Source organism: Bergeyella anatis, from assembly GCF_036016955.1.
GTDB lineage: Bacteria > Bacteroidota > Bacteroidia > Flavobacteriales > Weeksellaceae > JAYWXI01.
This window is the reverse complement of the sequence record NZ_JAYWXI010000010.1, coordinates 68936-85956: the sequence shown is the minus strand read 5'-3', so window position 1 is coordinate 85956 and position 17021 is coordinate 68936. Positions and strand designations below refer to the sequence as shown.

Sequence of the window (17021 nt, the reverse complement as noted above, 5' to 3'; positions counted from 1 at the left end):
AAAAGACCTCTGCTTTTCAGAGAGGCCTTAAATTTATATTTTTAGAGTAAGCGGGCTTTTTGAACCGCCGAATCAATGCCGTCCAAATTCTTACCTCCCGCCGTGGCAAATCCCGGATTTCCGCCGCCACCGCCTTGGATTTCCTTCGCCAAATCCTTCACAAGATTTCCCGCATGGTATTTCCCCTCCAAATCCTCGGAAACCCCAACCGTAATCATCGGTTTCCCGTTGGCATCGGAAACAATCACCGTTACGGAAGACGGAATCTCTTTCTTGAGTTGGAAAACCATATCCTTTACCGATCCGGCATCCAAAGAAGTCCGCTTCACCAAAAGACGTTTATCTCCGCTTTCGACAAAATCATTCTTCCATTCTTGAATTTCTCCCATGGCTTTTTCCTTCTTCAAAGCCTCCACTTCCGATCTCAGAGTCTGATTCTCCTCCAGCATTTTTTCCACGGCTTTAATCGGATCCTTCGCCTTCAAAAGAACAGACAGCTCGGCCATTTGCCTTTCGAGCGATTTAAAATACGCTTCCGCCTTATCTCTCGTAATCGCCTCAATCCTACGGATGCCCGCCGCCGTGGAACTCTCCGAAACAATTTTGAAATAGCCAATCTCTCCCGTATGCTTCACGTGCGTCCCCCCGCAGAGTTCCTTGGAAGAACCAAACTGAATCATCCGTACCGTATCGCCATATTTTTCACCGAAAAGAGCCATCGCCCCTTTAGCCATTGCTTCTTTTATCGGGAGGCTCCGATACTCTTCCAAAGGAAGATTAGCCTTAATTTTAAGATTTACTTTCTCCTCCACCCGAGCAATTTCCTCCTCGGTCATTTTAGAAAAATGAGAAAAATCGAAACGCAAATAATCCGCCCCCACATAAGACCCCTTCTGCTCAACATGAGTCCCCAAAACTTCACGCAAAGCCTCGTGCAACAAATGGGTTGCCGAATGGTTCGCCTGCGTGCAGAATCGTTCGTTTTTGTAAACCTCCGCCCTCAACGTTCCCTTAAGGTCTCCCGGCAACGACGAAGTCACATGAATAATCTGATTATTTTCCTTTTTCGTATCAATAACCGCCACGCTTGTCCCATCCGAAGAAAACAGTTCGCCCTTATCGCCAACCTGACCTCCTCCTTCCGCATAAAAAGGCGTAGAGTCAAGCACTAATTGATAAAACGTTCCGTCTTTTTGGCTTTCAACCTTTCTGTATTTCAATACATGAACCGGAGACTCCAACACGTCATACCCCACAAAGCCCGGTTCGGAATCTTCCCGAACGTTCACCCAGTCCCCCGCTTTCACTTGCGCAGCCGAACGCGAACGCTCCTTCTGTTTCCGAAGGTTTGCCTCAAACCCCTCTTCGTCCAAAGAAAAGCCTCTCTCCGCAGCAATGAGCGCCGTAAGATCAATCGGAAAACCATACGTATCATAAAGTTCAAAAGCCTTATCTCCTGAAAGACGCTTATCCGAAGCCCCATCCATCATCCCGTTAAGAATCTGAAGCCCCTGTTCTATCGTTCTGAGAAAAGAAATTTCTTCCTCCCGAATCACCTCGGTTACCAACTTCTCCTGCTTGACGATTTCCGGAAAGAATTCCCCCATCTGCGTCCTCAGCACCGAAACCAATTCAAAAAGAAAAGGCTCTTTCCGATCCAAAAACCGGTAAGCGTACGATATCCCACGTCTCAAAATACGACGGATGACATACCCCGCTCCACCATTCGACGGCAATTGGCCGTCCGCAATAGCAAACGAAACCGCACGGATATGATCCACCACCACGCGGATCGCAATGTCTTTTTCGTCATCCAACCTGCCCTCATACCGTTTTCCCGACAAAGCCTCCACCTTGGCAATCAAAGGCGTAAACACATCAGTGTCGTAATTTGATTTCTTCCCCTGAAGAGCCATGCAAAGACGTTCAAACCCCATCCCCGTATCCACATGTTTTGAAGGCAGCTTCTCCAAAGAACCGTCCGCCTTACGGTTGAACTCCATGAAAACGAGATTCCATATCTCCACCACCTGAGGATGATCGTTATTAACCAACTCAATACCGGGAACCTTTGCCTTTTCTTCCTCGCTACGCAAATCCACATGAATTTCCGAGCAAGGACCACAAGGACCACTCTCCCCCATCTCCCAAAAATTATCCTTTTTGTTCCCGTTGAGAATACGATCCTCGGCAATATGCGCTCTCCAAAACTCATAAGCTTCATTATCCCTCTGCAAATTCTCGGAAGCATCCCCCTCGAATATCGTCACATAAAGATTCTCCTTAGGAATCTTATAAACCTCCGTCAACAATTCCCACGCCCAAGCAATCGCTTCTTTCTTGAAATAGTCGCCAAAAGACCAATTCCCCAACATCTCGAACATCGTATGGTGATACGTATCCCGCCCCACATCGTCCAAATCGTTATGCTTGCCCGAAACCCGAAGACATTTCTGAGTATCGGCAATCCGACGGGATTTCGGCTCCTTATACCCGAGAAAATAATCCTTAAACTGAGTCATCCCCGAATTGGAAAACATCAGCGTAGGATCGTCCTTCAGTACAATAGGAGCGGAAGGAACAATAAGATGCTCTTTGCTCTTAAAAAAATCCAAAAACTGCTGGCGTATCTGTTGTGAAGTCATTTAATTGAATATTGTTTTGTAAAAACGCAAATTTAATAATTTTATCCTACCGATTAAAGCCGCCCCCACTATTCGTTAAGCAAGACCGCCGCTTCCTTGGCTGCATAAGTAAAAATAAGGTCCGCACCCGCCCGTTTTATACAGGTTAAACTTTCCAAAATAGCCTTATCGTTATCCAACCAACCGTTCTGAACCGCCGCCTTGAGCATCGCATACTCCCCACTCACGTTATAAACCGCTATAGGCTGCTCAATTTCGCGCCGAATCTTAGCCACGATATCCAAATAAGGCAATCCCGGCTTAATCATGATAATATCCGCGCCTTCGGCCACATCCTTATAAACCTCATCCAAAGCCTCCCTGGAATTGTGAAAATCCATCTGATACGTCTTCTTATCCTTAGGAACATCCATTGCATCCTTCGGGGCACTATCCAACGCACTCCGAAAAGGACCATAAAACGAACTCGCATACTTCGCCGCATAACTAAGAATCCCCACATTAACATGACCACTCTCCTCCAAAGCCTCCCGAATAGCCAATACTCGACCATCCATCATGTCGCTGGGAGCCACAATGTCCGCACCAGCATCAGCCAAAGACACCGCCATCATCGCCAAAGCCTCATTGGTCGCATCGTTATCAACCTCACCTTTGGTAATGATTCCGTCGTGCCCATAAATCGAATAGGGATCCAAAGCCACGTCCGGCATAAGAACCATTTCCGGCACCGCCGCCTTGATCTCGCGAATCGTACGCTGCATCAGCCCGTCCTTATTCCAAGCCTCTTTACCCGTATTATCTTTTAAATCATCCGGAACCTTCATATAAAGATTAACCGCCTTTACGCCCAAAGAATAAAGCGCCTTACACTCTTCCACCGCCAAATCCACACTCCTGCGGAAAATCCCCGGCATTGAAGCAATAGGCTGCTGCTCCCCCTTGCCCTCCATCACAAACATCGGCATAACCAAATCGTTCACGGTGAGAGTCGTCTCCTGAACCAAAGCCCGAACCCCCGCTTTCATACGGAGTCTTCTGTTTCTTGAATATAAAATCATCAGATATCTTTATTTTATCGTTAAACCAGTATGGTATTATTTTTGGAGGCAAATTTAATGAATAATGTATTGTGCATTACTTGTATTTATTATAAATTTGTAACATTCAGTCAATCTGATAATTCAACGCGAATGAGGAAATTTTTATTTTTTATTGTTCTGTCCGGTCTTATCGCAGCGTTATCCCCAAGCTACGCCCAGACCCTAAAAGACCCCAACACGCCCGCCCAAAAGGCCGACGACGGGCTCTTGGTGGTTTACCCCAATCCGGCAAAAGATTACCTCGCCGTACGTTCAAAAGACAACGCTTTGAAAATAAAAACCGTCACGTTCTACTCCATCTTAGGCGTTGAAGTGGCCACCTACAATCTCAACCAAAATTCCGCAGAATTACGCTTGGACCGACTAAAACCCGGAAAATACCTCATGCGCTCACTGATGAGTGATAATTCGCAAAAAATAACCCAAATCATAAAACAATAAATCCCGAAATTATCGGGATTTATTGTTTTTTCAAATATTCTAATAAAATTAATAAGACGAGTCCACCGCCGCAGTTCCTCCCAAAAGAGCCAACGCCGAAGAAGTCCCAATCCTAAGAACCCCCATCTCAATCATGCGACGAGCATCCTCAGGCGTACGAACGCCTCCAGCCGCCTTAACCGGAAGTTTTCCTGCATGCTCCAACATAATCGCAATCCCTTCAAACGTAGCACCGTTAGGCTTTCCGCCTTCGGTTTTATAGAATCCCGTCGAAGACTTTACAAAAACCTTCTCCTCCTGCCCCGAAAAAGACGATGAAACCCACAGGGCAATCTTAGCCGTCAAATCCGCTATCTGAGCGTCCGACAAGGCCGCAATCTCAATGATCCACTTGGCAATTTTGCCTTTTTCCAAACAAAGCCCCGTGCAAGCCTCCACTTCCGACTTAACCAAAGCCTCGTTCCCCTCCAAATAAGCCGGATAATTAATCACAAAATCCAATTCGTCCGCCCCGTCGGCTATCGCCTTCTGAGCCTCAGCCAATTTATCCTCCAGCGAAGCCGTCCCTCCATGAAACCCGATTACGGTGCCTACCTTAACCTCAGGCTGCTTATCCGACAAATACGACTTAATCTCTCCCACAAAATCAGGACGAATCATCACCGCAAAAATACCATGAGCCAATGCCTCGTCTGCAAGAGCATAAACCACCTCACGGGTTTGTTCCTGAGTCAAACCAGCTTGCTCGGGCGTTTTCAAATAAGTCGAATCCAAATAACGGTTTACTTCCATAACATATTTCTTAAAAATTTACTTTCAAAAACAAAGCCATTAACAAACAAAACACTGGTAATAAAAGATTTAAACTTAAAAATCAAACCCGCAATTGCCTGTTAATACTCTGCTCCAAAGATATGAAAGTTTCCGTTCTTGTCACCCCTTTTAATTTCTGTATTTTATTGAGAATTTTCATCAAGTGATCGTTATCCCTGCACAGCACCTTCAGAAAAATAGTATAATTCCCCGTCGTATAATGCGCCTCCACAACCTCATTCACCGCATCAAGAGCCTTAATAGCTTCCTGATAATGACTCGGCTGATCCAAAAACACCCCAATATACGAAACCACTTTATACCCTATTTTGCGGGGATTAAGAAAAGAAATCGAATTTTCGATCACTCCAGCCTGCTCCAACTTTTTGATACGCTGATGCACCGCCGTCGTCGAAATCCCCACATGCTTGGAAATATAAGCCAATGACGTCTTGGCATTATCCATCAGCATATAAATAATTTTTTTATCGATACTGTCCAATTGATAATCCGTTATCGTACTATTTTTCATATCGTTATTCTATTTCGTTTTCAAAAAACCAAAATCAACCCACACGGGAAAATGATCGCTGTAGCCTCCCAAATACCTCGTCCCTGCATAAGTACGGAACGGACGCCCTCGATATTCCCTGCCTCCGTCCGTCATTTCTACGCATTTAAAGACTCCAGATCTAATCTTTCCAAAACAAGAAGACCAAGCTCGAGAAAACAAAATCTGATCGTACAAAAGCCCTTTCTTCCCATGAAAAGTCGAAAAAAAATACTGCCCGTACAAAGCCTCAAAAGGATTGGATAAGCCTAGGTCGTTTTGAAACTCAGTTATTTTTTTCAATAAAGGCGAAGTCGGATTTTCATTAAAATCCCCCATCACAAGCACCGGCTCACCGTCTTTCACCAAAGCCGCCACACGCTGAGCTAAAACAGCCATAACCCGCTCTCGCTTAATCCGATTGATTTCCTCATCCCTCTTTGAAGGCAAGTGAATCACAAAAACATGCCAAAGTTTCTCTTCATACCTTATCTTTCCGTACAACAAATCCCGAGTCCCCGAAACTTCCCCATTTGGAAATGCCTCTCCAAACAAAACCCCAATACTCTCCGAAAAAACCACATCCACCTTCGTTTTATCGTAAAGCAGAGCCACATCCATACCCCGCTCATCGTTTCCCCGATAATGCACAAAGCCGTAACGCCCCTCCAGCGAAGGCATCGCCACCAAGTCCCGTAAAGGCACCTCTCCCTGAACCTCGCACAAGCCAACCAATAAAGGCCACTCTTTAAGATCGTGCCCAATGCGACCAATCACTTCCGCAATCTTTTCGAGCTTCGCATGGTAACGCTTCGGCGTCCACTTTCCAAACGCCGAAGGAAAATATAAATTTTCCACATTATAAAACATGACCACGCCCCGACTATACCCTGATTTCAATCTCATTTGCGTCCCTTTACATTCAAAAAAAACACCCCTCCCGAAAGCTTCCCGACAAAAGCCTGAAAAAACGGAAAAAATACACTGACAAAAAACACACTTTTCCGTTTAAAAACCAAGAGAATATGTTGTATATTTACTGGCTTTTTTAATAAAATTACAATCTTATGAAAAAATATTTCCTCCCCGTGATTGCCGTAGCTCTGTTTTCAGCCACGGCTTCCGCCCAAGAATATTTGGACGATATCATGTTCCAGTCTTTCGGATGGGACGAATATACACAACCCAGAGTAGTGACGGAAGAAGGCCTTTACGAATACTACAACACTCGTACAGGACTACTGAAAGCCAATGGTTTCGATATGATTTGGCTTCCTCCACCAAGTGCGTCCACCGGAGGCGTAGGGTACTTCCCGACCGAACTTTTCAACTTCAAATCCACCAGCTGGGGAACCGAAGCCCAATTGAAAAAAATGCTCGAACACATGAACGCCTTGGGCCTAAATCCCATTGCCGATGTCGTAGCCAACCACCGAAGCGGAACCACCGGTTGGACCGATTTCACCAACCCGACCTGGGGCTGTGATGCCATCGTCATCAATGATGAAGCAACCCAAGCCTACGATGCCGGCAATCCCGACGTCAGCTGCCGTCCAAGCGGAGCCCCTGACACCGGAGAATCCTTCGACGGTTCCAGAGACATTGACCACACCAACCCTAACGTAAGAAAAGATTACAAAGAATTCCTTTCCCGATTGAAAAACCTAGGATTTAAAGGCTGGCGATGGGATGTTGCCAAAGGATTTTCGCCTTCCTATTTCGGCGAGTACATCGGCGACAGCCAACCTTACTACTCCGTGGGAGAATACTGGAGCGGAAACCGTACCGAACTCAAAAACTGGATTGACCAAACCTACAATGGAGGCGCCAACGTTTCGGGAACTTTCGACTTTTCACTCTACTACACTCTTTCTGCCATCATTCAGGAAAATCCGACCAATAATTACAGCACGCTCAACGCTTCGGGCAACATGGCCGGACTCGCCGGGGAATACGGTTACGCCGATAAAGCAGTAACCTTTGTGGACAATCACGACACCTTTGTGCACAATTCCGGTTTCAGAAGAAACAACATCATGATGGCCTACGCCTACATCCTTACCCATCCGGGAATCCCTTGCGTATTCGCCCCTCACTATTACGGTGGCACCTATTCCAAAGACGGAGTTAGCGTAAATTACGGCGAAGGTTATGCCGAAGCCATCAATAAACTAACCGCCATCAGAAAGAAAACAGGCGTTAACGCTTTCAGCCAAGTCGTCATAGACCAAGCCCGTGCCGGCCTTTACGGCGCCTACATCAAAAAAAATTCAACCGATACCGATCCCGTGATAGCTGTAAAAATAGGCCCTTACAGTTGGACTCCTGCCGGATCAGGATGGACGATCGCCACCAGCGGAACCAACTATACAGTATGGACAAAAACACCGGTTAACACCCCGCCAAGCTTAAGCATCATCCCGGTAAAAAACAACTATTCCGTCTCGGAATCCGCTTCCGTGACATTGAACGCCACCGACGACAGCGGCCTAACCCCAACCATACGCTACACTTTGGACGGCACGGAACCTACTGAAAGCTCTCCCGTTTATTCGGCTCCGATAGCCATTCGTTCCAATGCCACTTTGAAAGCCGCCGCTTTCGACAACGAAGGCTTAAGCTCCGGGACATTGGTAAAAAACTTCAACTTCACCAATGCCATAAACATAAGATTTAACCCCACCGGAAGCGGATGGTCACAACCCTATATCCACTACTGGGGCGCCCAGCCAAGCGGAACAATCGCCGATGCCCAATGGAGTAACCCCGTAGCAATGACCCCCGACACGCAAAATCCCGGATGGTTCATCTATTCCTTCCCAGGAGCCTCTTCCATCAATTTCCTCTTCAGAAACGGAAGCAGCTCAGGCATCGTGGGCGAAACCCAAACCAAAGATCTCACCAACGTGACCCAAGACAGCTGGTACACCTGGGATGCTTCCAGCAGTTCTTTCGTCTCGCTTTCCACCCAAGATGTTGCCGCATCCGGAACCAATGCACTCACCCTGCGAGTCGTTCAGAATCCCGCAACCAACGGGGAAATCACTTTGAAATACACCAACGCCCAAAAGGGAAGCCTCTCCGTTTTCAATACCGCAGGCCAACGGGTAGGAATATTCCGTCTAAAGGCCGATTCCGGACAAGAAACCATCAAAACCCAAGGTTTGCCGGCAGGACTTTATATCCTGACCCTGCAATCCGAATCAGGAAGCGTTTCGACCAAGGTGATTCTAAAATAAATCCCAAAACAAAAAATCCATCCGATTACGGATGGATTTTTTTATTCTTCTTCTAAAAAAAATTATTCGCCCAACAAGTCCGGACGACGCTCCCGGGTAATACGAACAGCTTCCTCATGACGCCACTCCTCAATTTTGGCAAAGTTACCGCTGAGAAGAACCTCTGGCACCCTAAGCCCCTTGTATTCTTCAGGACGCGTATAAATGGGCGGCGAAAGCAAATCATCCTGAAAGCTGTCCGTCAGCGCACTCTGCTCGTCATTAAGCACCCCCGGCAAAAGCCGTATAATGGAATCCGCCAAAACACAAGCCGCCAATTCGCCCCCCGTAAGCACATAATCCCCAATGGAAATTTCTTTGGTCACATGAAGATCCCGCACCCGCTGATCAATCCCTTTATAATGCCCGCAAATAAAAATAAGGTTCTCCCTTATGGAAAGCATATTGGCAATTTTTTGGTTCAACGTCTCCCCATCGGGCGTCAAATAGATCACTTCGTCGTATACCCGTTGGGACTTCAACTCTGAAAGGCATTTATCCAAAGGCTCCACCATCATGACCATCCCTGCTCCTCCACCATAAATTTCATCATCCACCTGACGGTGTTTCCCCACGCTCCAATCCCGAAGCTGATGAAAATACACCTCGGCCAACCCCTTCTGCATCGCCCGCTTCAAAATAGACGTCCTGAACGGACTCTCCATTAACTCCGGTAATACACTGATAATATCTATTCTCATTGTTCGGTAATATTCTTTTTTGTTGGTAAAATAATTAGTCGCAACGAAGAATCCCTATTGAAATAACTCCACATCCAGTTGAAGAAAATTGCCAGCTTGTTGCGCACGCTCAAAATCAGCATCAAATGAAGAAACATCCAAAAATACCAGGCAAAAACCCCTTGAAACTTCCACTTAGGCAAATCCACAACCGCACGGTTTTTTCCAATGGTCGCCATGCTCCCCAAATCCTTATATTCGTATGGATGCCATTGCTCCTTCGTTTTTTTCAACAAATTCCGCCCTAAATTCTTCCCTTGGTTAATCGCAACGTTTGCCACCTGAGGATGCCCCTGAGGGTAACTCGGAGTTTCCATATAAGCAATATCTCCTATCGCATAAATATTGTCATACCCCTGAACCAAATTATAACGATCCGTCTTGTAACGGTTACGCACCATGATTTCCGGATTCAACCCCTCAATCACGTTGCCCGTTACACCAGCCGCCCAAATGACATTATTGGACGGAATCGCCTTGCCACTCGCCAAATGAACCACCCCGTCGCTGTAGTCCGTAACCCGCTCACCATTCATAAAACAGACCCCCAAATCCTTCAAATATTTTTCCGATTGGTTCTGAGCCTCCTCACTCATTACACTCAACGGCTTTTCCGTGGCACTGACCAAAATAATCTTTAAGGCATCAAAATTCATCCGGGGATAATCTCTGGGCAGAATATCCTTTTTCATCTCTGCAAAAGCCCCAGCCAACTCCACCCCCGTAGGCCCACTTCCCACAATGACAATATTCCAATTGCCATCGTCGGTTCTGGCTTTCTCAATAATCATCTTCTCAAAAGTCAGCAGGATATGATTCCGAATCGAAATTGCCTCCTGAGTGTTTTTCATCCCATAAGCCGACTGCTCCATTTTAACATTGCCAAAAAAATTGGTCTTACATCCCGTAGCAATAACCAGCTTATCGTAAGAAAACTCTCCATCCCTGGTAAGAACCTTATTCTGTTCTGGCAAAACACGCTCCACCTCTGTCATGCGAAACTGCGTATTGCGCGAACGCTGAAAGATTTTCCTGAAGGGAAACGAAATGTTAGATGGTTCGATCCTCCCGCACGCCACCTGATAAAACAGCGGCTGAAACATATGATGATTCATCCTATCAATGACTATCACCTTCTTATTCTTATTATTCAGCGTTTTGGCCAACTGCAGTCCCGCAAAACCACCCCCGATAATCACTATTTTTTCCCTTGGTTTCATAAGACGCAAAAGTACGGATTTTTTAAATTCCCGATCCCTCCGTCGCCCTCATCGCTCAAGAAGCCTTACCTCCCCTATTTTTAAGTATTTTTTTAGAAATTGTTTAATTTTTTTTCGTAGATTTGCAGCCCGGTTGTGCGGCATAGACCAAACAAGCGGAAATTATTGATAACAAAAACAAAAAAAGCAAAACAATGCCAAAGTTAAAAACGAAATCAGGTGCTAAGAAGCGTTTTGCTCTTACCGGAACCGGAAAGATCAAAAGAAAAAATGCTTATAAAAGCCACATTCTGACCAAGAAAGAAACGAAACAGAAAAGAAACCTTACTCAGACTTCTTACGTTTCTAAGGCTGACGAAAAAAGCGTTCTTCGCCAATTAGCGTTAAAGTAGTTTTTATAAATCATTCGGTTTATAAGAATTAACCCAATTCAAAACAAGTTTAACCCTGAAACGGTGCCCCAAAGTGCAATCTCGTATTGCCGCCCTTTTCAAAAAAACAACATTTAAATTATGCCAAGATCAGTAAATGCGGTGGCTTCCAGAGCACGCAGAAAAAAAGTAATGAAGCAGGCTAAAGGTTTTTTCGGTAGAAGAAAAAACGTTTGGACGGTAGCTAAAAACGCGGTAGAAAAAGCAATGCTTTACGCTTACCGTGGTAGAAAAGAGAAGAAAAGAAATTTCAGAGCTCTTTGGATTACCAGAATCAATGCCGGAGCCAGAGAACACGGAATGTCCTACTCTCAGTTCATGGGAGCTCTTAAGAAAAACAACATCGAGCTAAACAGAAAAGTTCTTGCAGACCTTGCAATGAACCATCCTGAGGCTTTCAAAGCTGTTGTCGATCAAGTAAAATAAATTAACTTTTTTGTTATCAATAATCAAAATCCCGAAATTATTCGGGATTTTGTCATATGGATATTTCCGATTGACTCGGCTCGCCCCTCTCCGTACCCAAACCTAATTACCTCCCCCCCCCGAAAAAAATCGAAGCCACAAACACTCCCTTTCACGATAAACAAAAACCGATAAAAACAAATTATCAGATAAAATTTCTTACCTTTGCCCAACGGGATGCTCGGACAACATTTTTTCATAAAGCTGACTTTTGTCTTTGTATTATCTTTCAAGATTTTATTCTTGGGGGGGGCCACTTCTGCGGAAGTAATTCTTCACGGTATAGAAAAACAATCAACAGAAAGTCAGGAACGTGAGGACTGCCGGAAAGGAATATGCAAACATGGCGCACACTTCGGAAGCCAGAAGCAACATCAGTCTTTTTTTTCTGCTTCTTTTTTCCTTCTGCCGGAACTGTCCCGTTGGATTTCCTTTGGTCGGGTTTCCATGGAGAATCCTCATGCAGGAAACACCAACACCAAAGCAAATAGATTATCCCCTTCCCTTTCCGATAGAGCCCCTCCCCGTTTGTCCTAATGCCACTTGCTTGTCTCTATCCATCAATAAGTTCCCCCGAGGAATTCTTTAAGTTATAGATTAAAGTTTTTTGCTATTTCCGTAAAAAAACAGCAGTTCTGTGGCATTTCCCCTCATTCTCGCAGCCGGCAATAGAAGAATATACGGACGCAGACAAGATTGACGGAATCTTTTAAACCTCTTTATCACAGAACTTTCAAAAATGAACTTTGCAAGAATACAAGGTGGCATTCTGCTTGGGATTTTCCCCATATGGAACTATGCCCAAAATATCGGAGAAAAAACAATTGATACCGTTGCCATCATCTCTTCGACATCAAAACCAACTCTCATTCAAAGAGAATTAATCCATGAATATTCGGGAAGCAATCTCGATATCCTTAAAAACATTCCGGGAGTAAACCTCATCCAATCCGGAGCAAACACCTCCAAACCCGTCATAGACGGACTTTCCGGAACCCGAATTCTAACACTCCACCACGGGCTGCCTCTAATCAACCAAAACTGGGCCGACCACCATGCCCCCGAACTCGATGCCACAGTCTATCCGCACATTGAAATAATTAAAGGGGCCCGAAGCGTACGTTATGGTGCAGGAGCCTTGGGAGGCGTTGTCCTTTTAAACTCCAAACCCCTTGACTTCAACGGAAAACTGAACGGTTCTGCTAACCTATCCGGACACTCCAACGATGGAAAATCCATCACGGGAATCACGCTTAGAAGCGCCATGAAAAACAAATGGGCCTGGCAAGTCCAACAAACCTACCACCAAGCCGGCGATTACAAAACCGGCAATTACTACGTTAACAATACCGGTTACCGGCAATTAAATTCCCTGATTCTGCTGGGCTACAAAAACAAACGATTTTCAGGGGATCTAACCCTCAACCGTTTTTTTTCGCAAACGGGCGTTTTCTTCGGTTCACTCACCGGAAACATCGAAGAATTTCAAGAAAGAACTAATATAGACCGTCCCGAAAGGACTACCGTATTTTCGTACGACGTAAGCCCTCCCAAGCAAGAAGCAAGCCATCTCACAGGAAAATTCCATGCGAAGTACAACTTCCATGAAAATAACTCGCTTTCCTTTGACTACGGCTACCAGCAGAACCACCGCAAAGAGTTTGACGTCCGCCGGCTGGACCGAAGCCGCATTCCCACCCAACATACCCATCTCTCCTCCCACTTCCTTGAAGCCCTATGGGACAAAAAATACACAAAAAAATTCAACGGCAGTATCGGATTCCAATACCAACAGCAAGAAAACCGGAATATTCCCGGAACCGGAGTGGTGCCTACCATTCCGAATTACACCCTCCTAAACCAGGCCTTTTTCATGACTTCGGAGTACAAATCCAACCAATGGAAAGCGGAAATCGGGGTACGGTATGACCTTCGAAGCACAAACGCCATAGGGTATAACTTCTTAGGGAATCGCTACGGAGGAAAAAGAAAATACTCCAACTTATCCTACAACGCGTTGCTCGAAAAACAAATAGCACCAAAATGGAAGTACACAATAGACGCAGGATGGGCCTGGAGACCCCCCGAACCCTATGAAATATACGTAAACGGTAAACAGCACGGCATTCCTATTTTTTATGTTGGAGAGGAAAATCTTCAACCTGAACGGGCATTGAAAATTGTTCAGAAAATCAACTATTCAAAGGAAAAATTTAAACTCCGTTTGTCTGCTTTTGTACAGCCTATTAAAGGCTACATCTACAGTGTTCCCAACGGAAACTACAAATACCTCTTTTCCGGTCCTGCCGTCATTTTTCAAATGGTGCAAACCGATGCCTTTTTTGCCGGCGGCGACTTGGCCCTCAACTATAAAATCACGCCTTCGCTGGCGTACAGCTCGGACCTTGCTTGGATTGACGCCAGGGATTCAAAGAGCAACGGCTACCTTCCGATGATTCCTCCCCTAACCTTTCACCAAAAATGGAAATGGAAATTTTTTTCCCAACACGCTCTCCCCGTCTACTTCACGGCAGAACACCGATACACCTCAAAACAAAAAAAATACAACCCTGAACAGGATCTTGCCCCTCCTCCCGAAAGCTACCATTTATTTGATTTGGGAATTGCTTCGGAGTTTCATTATTCCAAAGCAAAAACCTGTTTGGTAACTATAGCCGTCCATAACCTGTTCAACAAAGAATACAAAAATTACACGGATCATTTCAGGTATTTTGTTCATGCCAAAGGAATGGACATTCAATTGAAAACAATCATTAATTTCTAACCATTTAATTTTTTATGTCATGAAAAAAAATTTTTCATTACGTTACGCGCTCATGGCGCTGGTACTACTCACAGGATTTTGGAGTCTGCAGTCCTGCAACCGGGACAGCGATCTCCCGGCTCCTCCCGTCAACGAAACAACGGACAAAGGCCACGAAGAGTGGGCTAAAGTTACGTTCAAGTTTACCAAGGGCCACCTTCACGGCAGTAGCTTTCACGGAGATCCGATAAATCCGAAAACCAAATACTTCACTTCCGTGCAAGAAATTTCCTACCAAATTGATGACAAGGGCAATGTGGTTGCCGACACCGACCAACCCATCCGTTTCATCCAAGGAATGGAATACGGCTTGGAAATCACCTACTACAACAAAAAAGGGGAGATCGTAAATCAGGAATTCGTTTCGGAAGCCATGGCGCCTCTGCACCAGCATTTCTTTTTGGTTAAAAACGCAAAGTCGCTGGATGCAAAGCCGGTAACAAAAACCACCACCGATATACTGGACTACACTTACAGGGACACCGTGCCTTGGGATAAGATGATCCGTTATGGCGGCGAATTGAGAGATCCCAAAGATCCGATAGGGCTTAAAGGGTATTTTTCCGTAAAAGAAAAATATGTCACTTTTGATCTCAATGTAATTTTGGTTCACGTCATTAAAGGAACCAAATTGGACGACAGCGGAAACCCTTACCCGTTCCACAATCCGAGCAGGAGAATTTTGGGAGTACAGGATCTCAATCTGAACATTCCCGTAAAAGTTTATGCCGCCCATCCCGAAGGAGACTATGGCATAGACGACCTGATTAAAGACATAGCCAAAGAATTCGGCATCAGCTACGAGGAAGCCGAAAAAGATTGGGATGAATCTTTTGAGGCGCCCCACGACAGCAGCAAATATTGGCTGTAACCGGCGGAAAGTCCGTTGAGTTCATTGTCTAAAAAACACCCCTGTTTTACCAACAGGGGTGTTTTGCCATTAAAACCGATGTTTTCAGGAAGCTCTTTGGCGAGCGAAAAATCACATTCTTTCTAAATTCGGAATGGGGATAGGGAAAGCAAAGCGATGACTTAAATCGGCTTCCCAAGGTTGAACGAATTGGAAGCAAGAGGGGTAAAATCCGTTCCTCCGATTTTATTGAGGCCTAAAATATAGGATTAGGCGTTTTTTCATTATTATTTCCGTATAATTACAAAATCATCACTGCCTTTACTCGATAATCAGGGCTAATGTCGACCGATCCCGTCAGATTGACAAAGCCGGCAGGGACATCATAAATAAAAGTACTCTTTTCATATCTTATATCTGAATTAAAAATCGTAGCGATAAAGATACCCAAAAAAACTCCACAATCTCATTCTAACCTTTCAGAAGACCTTTTTGATGCTTTGGCGGGTCGTTTTGATGTTCGGGAAGATAAAAATAGGTGAAGATTTTAACCCCAATTAAATAGGGTAAAGCGATGGATTCTACGGATTTTTTTGTTTCTTTTGTACAATAAAACAATCCCTATTATGCTCGTCTTTCAATACGGAACTCAAGAAATCAATTACCTTAAATCAAAAGATAAAAAATTAGCCGAAGCCATAGAACGCATTGGGATGATTGAACGCCCTATAATCCCCGATTTATTCAAAGCCTTGATGAAAAAGATAGTGGGGCAACAAATCTCTACCAAAACCCAAGAAAGTATTTGGCAAAAGATGAAAGACTTGCTCACCACCGTAGATGCCCCTACCATAGCCGCTTTTCCAGCCGAAGAATTGCAAAGAGTGGGACTGTCTTTTCGGAAAGTGTCCTATATGCAGGGAATTGCCCAAAAGGTGGCTTGTAAAGAACTGATTTTGGAAGAACTACACACGATGAGCGATGCCCAAGTCTGCCAAAAACTTTGCGAACTGAAAGGCATTGGCGTTTGGACTGCCGAAATGCTGATGATTTTCTCTATGCAACGCCCCGATGTTCTAAGCTATGGCGACCTTGCCATTCATCGTGGACTCAGAATGCTGCACCGTCACCGAGAAATCACCCCAAAACTCTTTGAAAAATACCGCCGAAGATATAGCCCGTATGGCTCAGTGGCGAGTTTGTATTTGTGGGAAATTGCAGGAGGCGCTATTCCAGAAATGATGGATTATGCCATAAAGAAATCATAAAAAACCACACCTCTTCCGTTGATACAAGCATTGGGACGACTATTTTAACCCTTTGGAACCTTATTTTAATCATCCGATGAATGATTTTAACGCTCGGGAATATCATTTTAAAGGTTCGGAAGACCTTTTTGATGCTCCGGAGGACCTTTTTGATATGGTTTTTGACCTTCGGGGTAGTATTTTAGACCTTTGAGGAGCTATTTTGAACCTCCGAGGTGGGATTTTGGACCCGAGGGGTGGGATTTTGATTTAAAAAGGTCTTCCGACGCCTCTTAGAAGTCCTATTTTTTAAGATTTTAAGTCTATTTTTCTGTTTTAAGAAGAATTGGGACGGATTTTTAGAATCCCCCAACCCCTTAACGCCACTGTAAAGAAGCACTAAGGGGTTTCCGG

15 protein-coding genes are annotated in these 17021 nt (G+C 45.0%); 8 read left to right on the top strand and 7 right to left on the bottom strand.

The features are described 5' to 3' along the window. Positions 1-41 precede the first annotated feature (41 nt). Positions 42-2645 (bottom strand): alanine--tRNA ligase, encoded by a 2604-nt coding sequence (gene alaS, locus VQ048_RS08635; protein WP_327611284.1) that lies wholly within the window; start codon positions 2643-2645, stop codon positions 42-44. A 68-nt stretch (positions 2646-2713) separates the two neighbouring features. Continuing rightward, positions 2714-3706 (bottom strand): porphobilinogen synthase, encoded by a 993-nt coding sequence (gene hemB / locus VQ048_RS08630; RefSeq protein WP_327611283.1) that lies wholly within the window; start codon positions 3704-3706, stop codon positions 2714-2716. A gap of 132 nt (positions 3707-3838) precedes the next feature. Between hemB and VQ048_RS08625 the strand changes: the two genes are divergently transcribed. Then, a complete protein-coding gene (locus VQ048_RS08625; RefSeq protein ID WP_327611282.1) occupies positions 3839-4189 on the top strand; it encodes a T9SS type A sorting domain-containing protein in 351 nt (116 codons plus the stop codon). A 48-nt stretch (positions 4190-4237) separates the two neighbouring features. Here the strand turns inward: VQ048_RS08625 and deoC are convergent, their stop codons facing one another. The 3 genes from deoC to VQ048_RS08610 form a co-directional block, all read right to left on the bottom strand. Then, complete coding sequence (gene deoC, locus VQ048_RS08620; protein ID WP_327611281.1) at positions 4238-4981, bottom strand: deoxyribose-phosphate aldolase; 744 nt, start codon at positions 4979-4981, stop codon at positions 4238-4240. Between the two features lie 82 nt (positions 4982-5063). Then, the gene (locus tag VQ048_RS08615; RefSeq protein WP_327611280.1) at positions 5064-5534 is read right to left on the bottom strand and encodes an Lrp/AsnC ligand binding domain-containing protein; all 471 of its coding nucleotides are present in this window, start codon (positions 5532-5534) and stop codon (positions 5064-5066) included. Between the two features lie 9 nt (positions 5535-5543). Then, positions 5544-6458 carry an endonuclease/exonuclease/phosphatase family protein gene (locus VQ048_RS08610; RefSeq protein ID WP_327611279.1) on the bottom strand — a complete coding sequence of 305 codons (915 nt, stop codon included), beginning with the start codon at positions 6456-6458 and terminating at the stop codon, positions 5544-5546. Positions 6459-6619: 161 nt separating this feature from the next. Here VQ048_RS08610 and VQ048_RS08605 point away from each other — a divergent pair, with 161 nt between their 5' ends. After that, positions 6620-8791 carry a chitobiase/beta-hexosaminidase C-terminal domain-containing protein gene (locus tag VQ048_RS08605; protein ID WP_327611278.1) on the top strand — a complete coding sequence of 724 codons (2172 nt, stop codon included), beginning with the start codon at positions 6620-6622 and terminating at the stop codon, positions 8789-8791. A gap of 62 nt (positions 8792-8853) precedes the next feature. Here VQ048_RS08605 and trmD read toward each other — a convergent pair whose 3' ends face one another. Together trmD and VQ048_RS08595 are read right to left on the bottom strand one after the other, a co-directional pair. After that, positions 8854-9531, bottom strand: coding sequence for a tRNA (guanosine(37)-N1)-methyltransferase TrmD (gene trmD / locus VQ048_RS08600; RefSeq protein WP_327611277.1), 678 nt, complete (start codon positions 9529-9531; stop codon positions 8854-8856). Then, a complete protein-coding gene (locus tag VQ048_RS08595; protein WP_327611276.1) occupies positions 9528-10790 on the bottom strand; it encodes an NAD(P)/FAD-dependent oxidoreductase in 1263 nt (420 codons plus the stop codon). The genes trmD and VQ048_RS08595 overlap by 4 nt, the downstream gene beginning before the upstream one ends. A 194-nt stretch (positions 10791-10984) precedes the next feature. Between VQ048_RS08595 and rpmI the strand changes: the two genes are divergently transcribed. The 6 genes from rpmI (at position 10985) to VQ048_RS08565 (ending at position 16628) form a co-directional block, all read left to right on the top strand. Then, positions 10985-11182: a 50S ribosomal protein L35 gene (gene rpmI / locus VQ048_RS08590; protein WP_327611275.1), complete on the top strand. Its 198-nt coding sequence runs from the start codon at positions 10985-10987 to the stop codon at positions 11180-11182. A gap of 120 nt (positions 11183-11302) precedes the next feature. Then, positions 11303-11647: a 50S ribosomal protein L20 gene (rplT, locus tag VQ048_RS08585; protein ID WP_327611274.1), complete on the top strand. Its 345-nt coding sequence runs from the start codon at positions 11303-11305 to the stop codon at positions 11645-11647. A gap of 204 nt (positions 11648-11851) precedes the next feature. Further along, positions 11852-12223 carry a hypothetical protein gene (locus tag VQ048_RS08580; protein WP_327611273.1) on the top strand — a complete coding sequence of 124 codons (372 nt, stop codon included), beginning with the start codon at positions 11852-11854 and terminating at the stop codon, positions 12221-12223. Between the two features lie 202 nt (positions 12224-12425). Further along, positions 12426-14471: a TonB-dependent receptor gene (locus VQ048_RS08575; RefSeq protein WP_327611272.1), complete on the top strand. Its 2046-nt coding sequence runs from the start codon at positions 12426-12428 to the stop codon at positions 14469-14471. 19 nt (positions 14472-14490) lie between these two features. After that, a complete protein-coding gene (locus VQ048_RS08570) occupies positions 14491-15381 on the top strand; it encodes a hypothetical protein (protein ID WP_327611271.1) in 891 nt (296 codons plus the stop codon). A 605-nt stretch (positions 15382-15986) separates the two neighbouring features. Next, positions 15987-16628 (top strand): DNA-3-methyladenine glycosylase family protein, encoded by a 642-nt coding sequence (locus tag VQ048_RS08565; RefSeq protein WP_327611270.1) that lies wholly within the window; start codon positions 15987-15989, stop codon positions 16626-16628. The last annotated feature ends 393 nt before the right edge of the window (positions 16629-17021 follow it).

Coding starts and splice junctions, on each gene's coding strand:
- alaS (WP_327611284.1), bottom strand. CDS start 2,645: ATGACTTCACAACAGATACGCCAGCAGTTTTTGGATTTTTTTAAGAGC.
- hemB (WP_327611283.1), bottom strand. CDS start 3,706: ATGATTTTATATTCAAGAAACAGAAGACTCCGTATGAAAGCGGGGGTT.
- VQ048_RS08625 (WP_327611282.1), top strand. CDS start 3,839: ATGAGGAAATTTTTATTTTTTATTGTTCTGTCCGGTCTTATCGCAGCG.
- deoC (WP_327611281.1), bottom strand. CDS start 4,981: ATGGAAGTAAACCGTTATTTGGATTCGACTTATTTGAAAACGCCCGAG.
- VQ048_RS08615 (WP_327611280.1), bottom strand. CDS start 5,534: ATGAAAAATAGTACGATAACGGATTATCAATTGGACAGTATCGATAAA.
- VQ048_RS08610 (WP_327611279.1), bottom strand. CDS start 6,458: ATGAGATTGAAATCAGGGTATAGTCGGGGCGTGGTCATGTTTTATAAT.
- VQ048_RS08605 (WP_327611278.1), top strand. CDS start 6,620: ATGAAAAAATATTTCCTCCCCGTGATTGCCGTAGCTCTGTTTTCAGCC.
- trmD (WP_327611277.1), bottom strand. CDS start 9,531: ATGAGAATAGATATTATCAGTGTATTACCGGAGTTAATGGAGAGTCCG.
- VQ048_RS08595 (WP_327611276.1), bottom strand. CDS start 10,790: ATGAAACCAAGGGAAAAAATAGTGATTATCGGGGGTGGTTTTGCGGGA.
- rpmI (WP_327611275.1), top strand. CDS start 10,985: ATGCCAAAGTTAAAAACGAAATCAGGTGCTAAGAAGCGTTTTGCTCTT.
- rplT (WP_327611274.1), top strand. CDS start 11,303: ATGCCAAGATCAGTAAATGCGGTGGCTTCCAGAGCACGCAGAAAAAAA.
- VQ048_RS08575 (WP_327611272.1), top strand. CDS start 12,426: ATGAACTTTGCAAGAATACAAGGTGGCATTCTGCTTGGGATTTTCCCC.
- VQ048_RS08570 (WP_327611271.1), top strand. CDS start 14,491: ATGAAAAAAAATTTTTCATTACGTTACGCGCTCATGGCGCTGGTACTA.
- VQ048_RS08565 (WP_327611270.1), top strand. CDS start 15,987: ATGCTCGTCTTTCAATACGGAACTCAAGAAATCAATTACCTTAAATCA.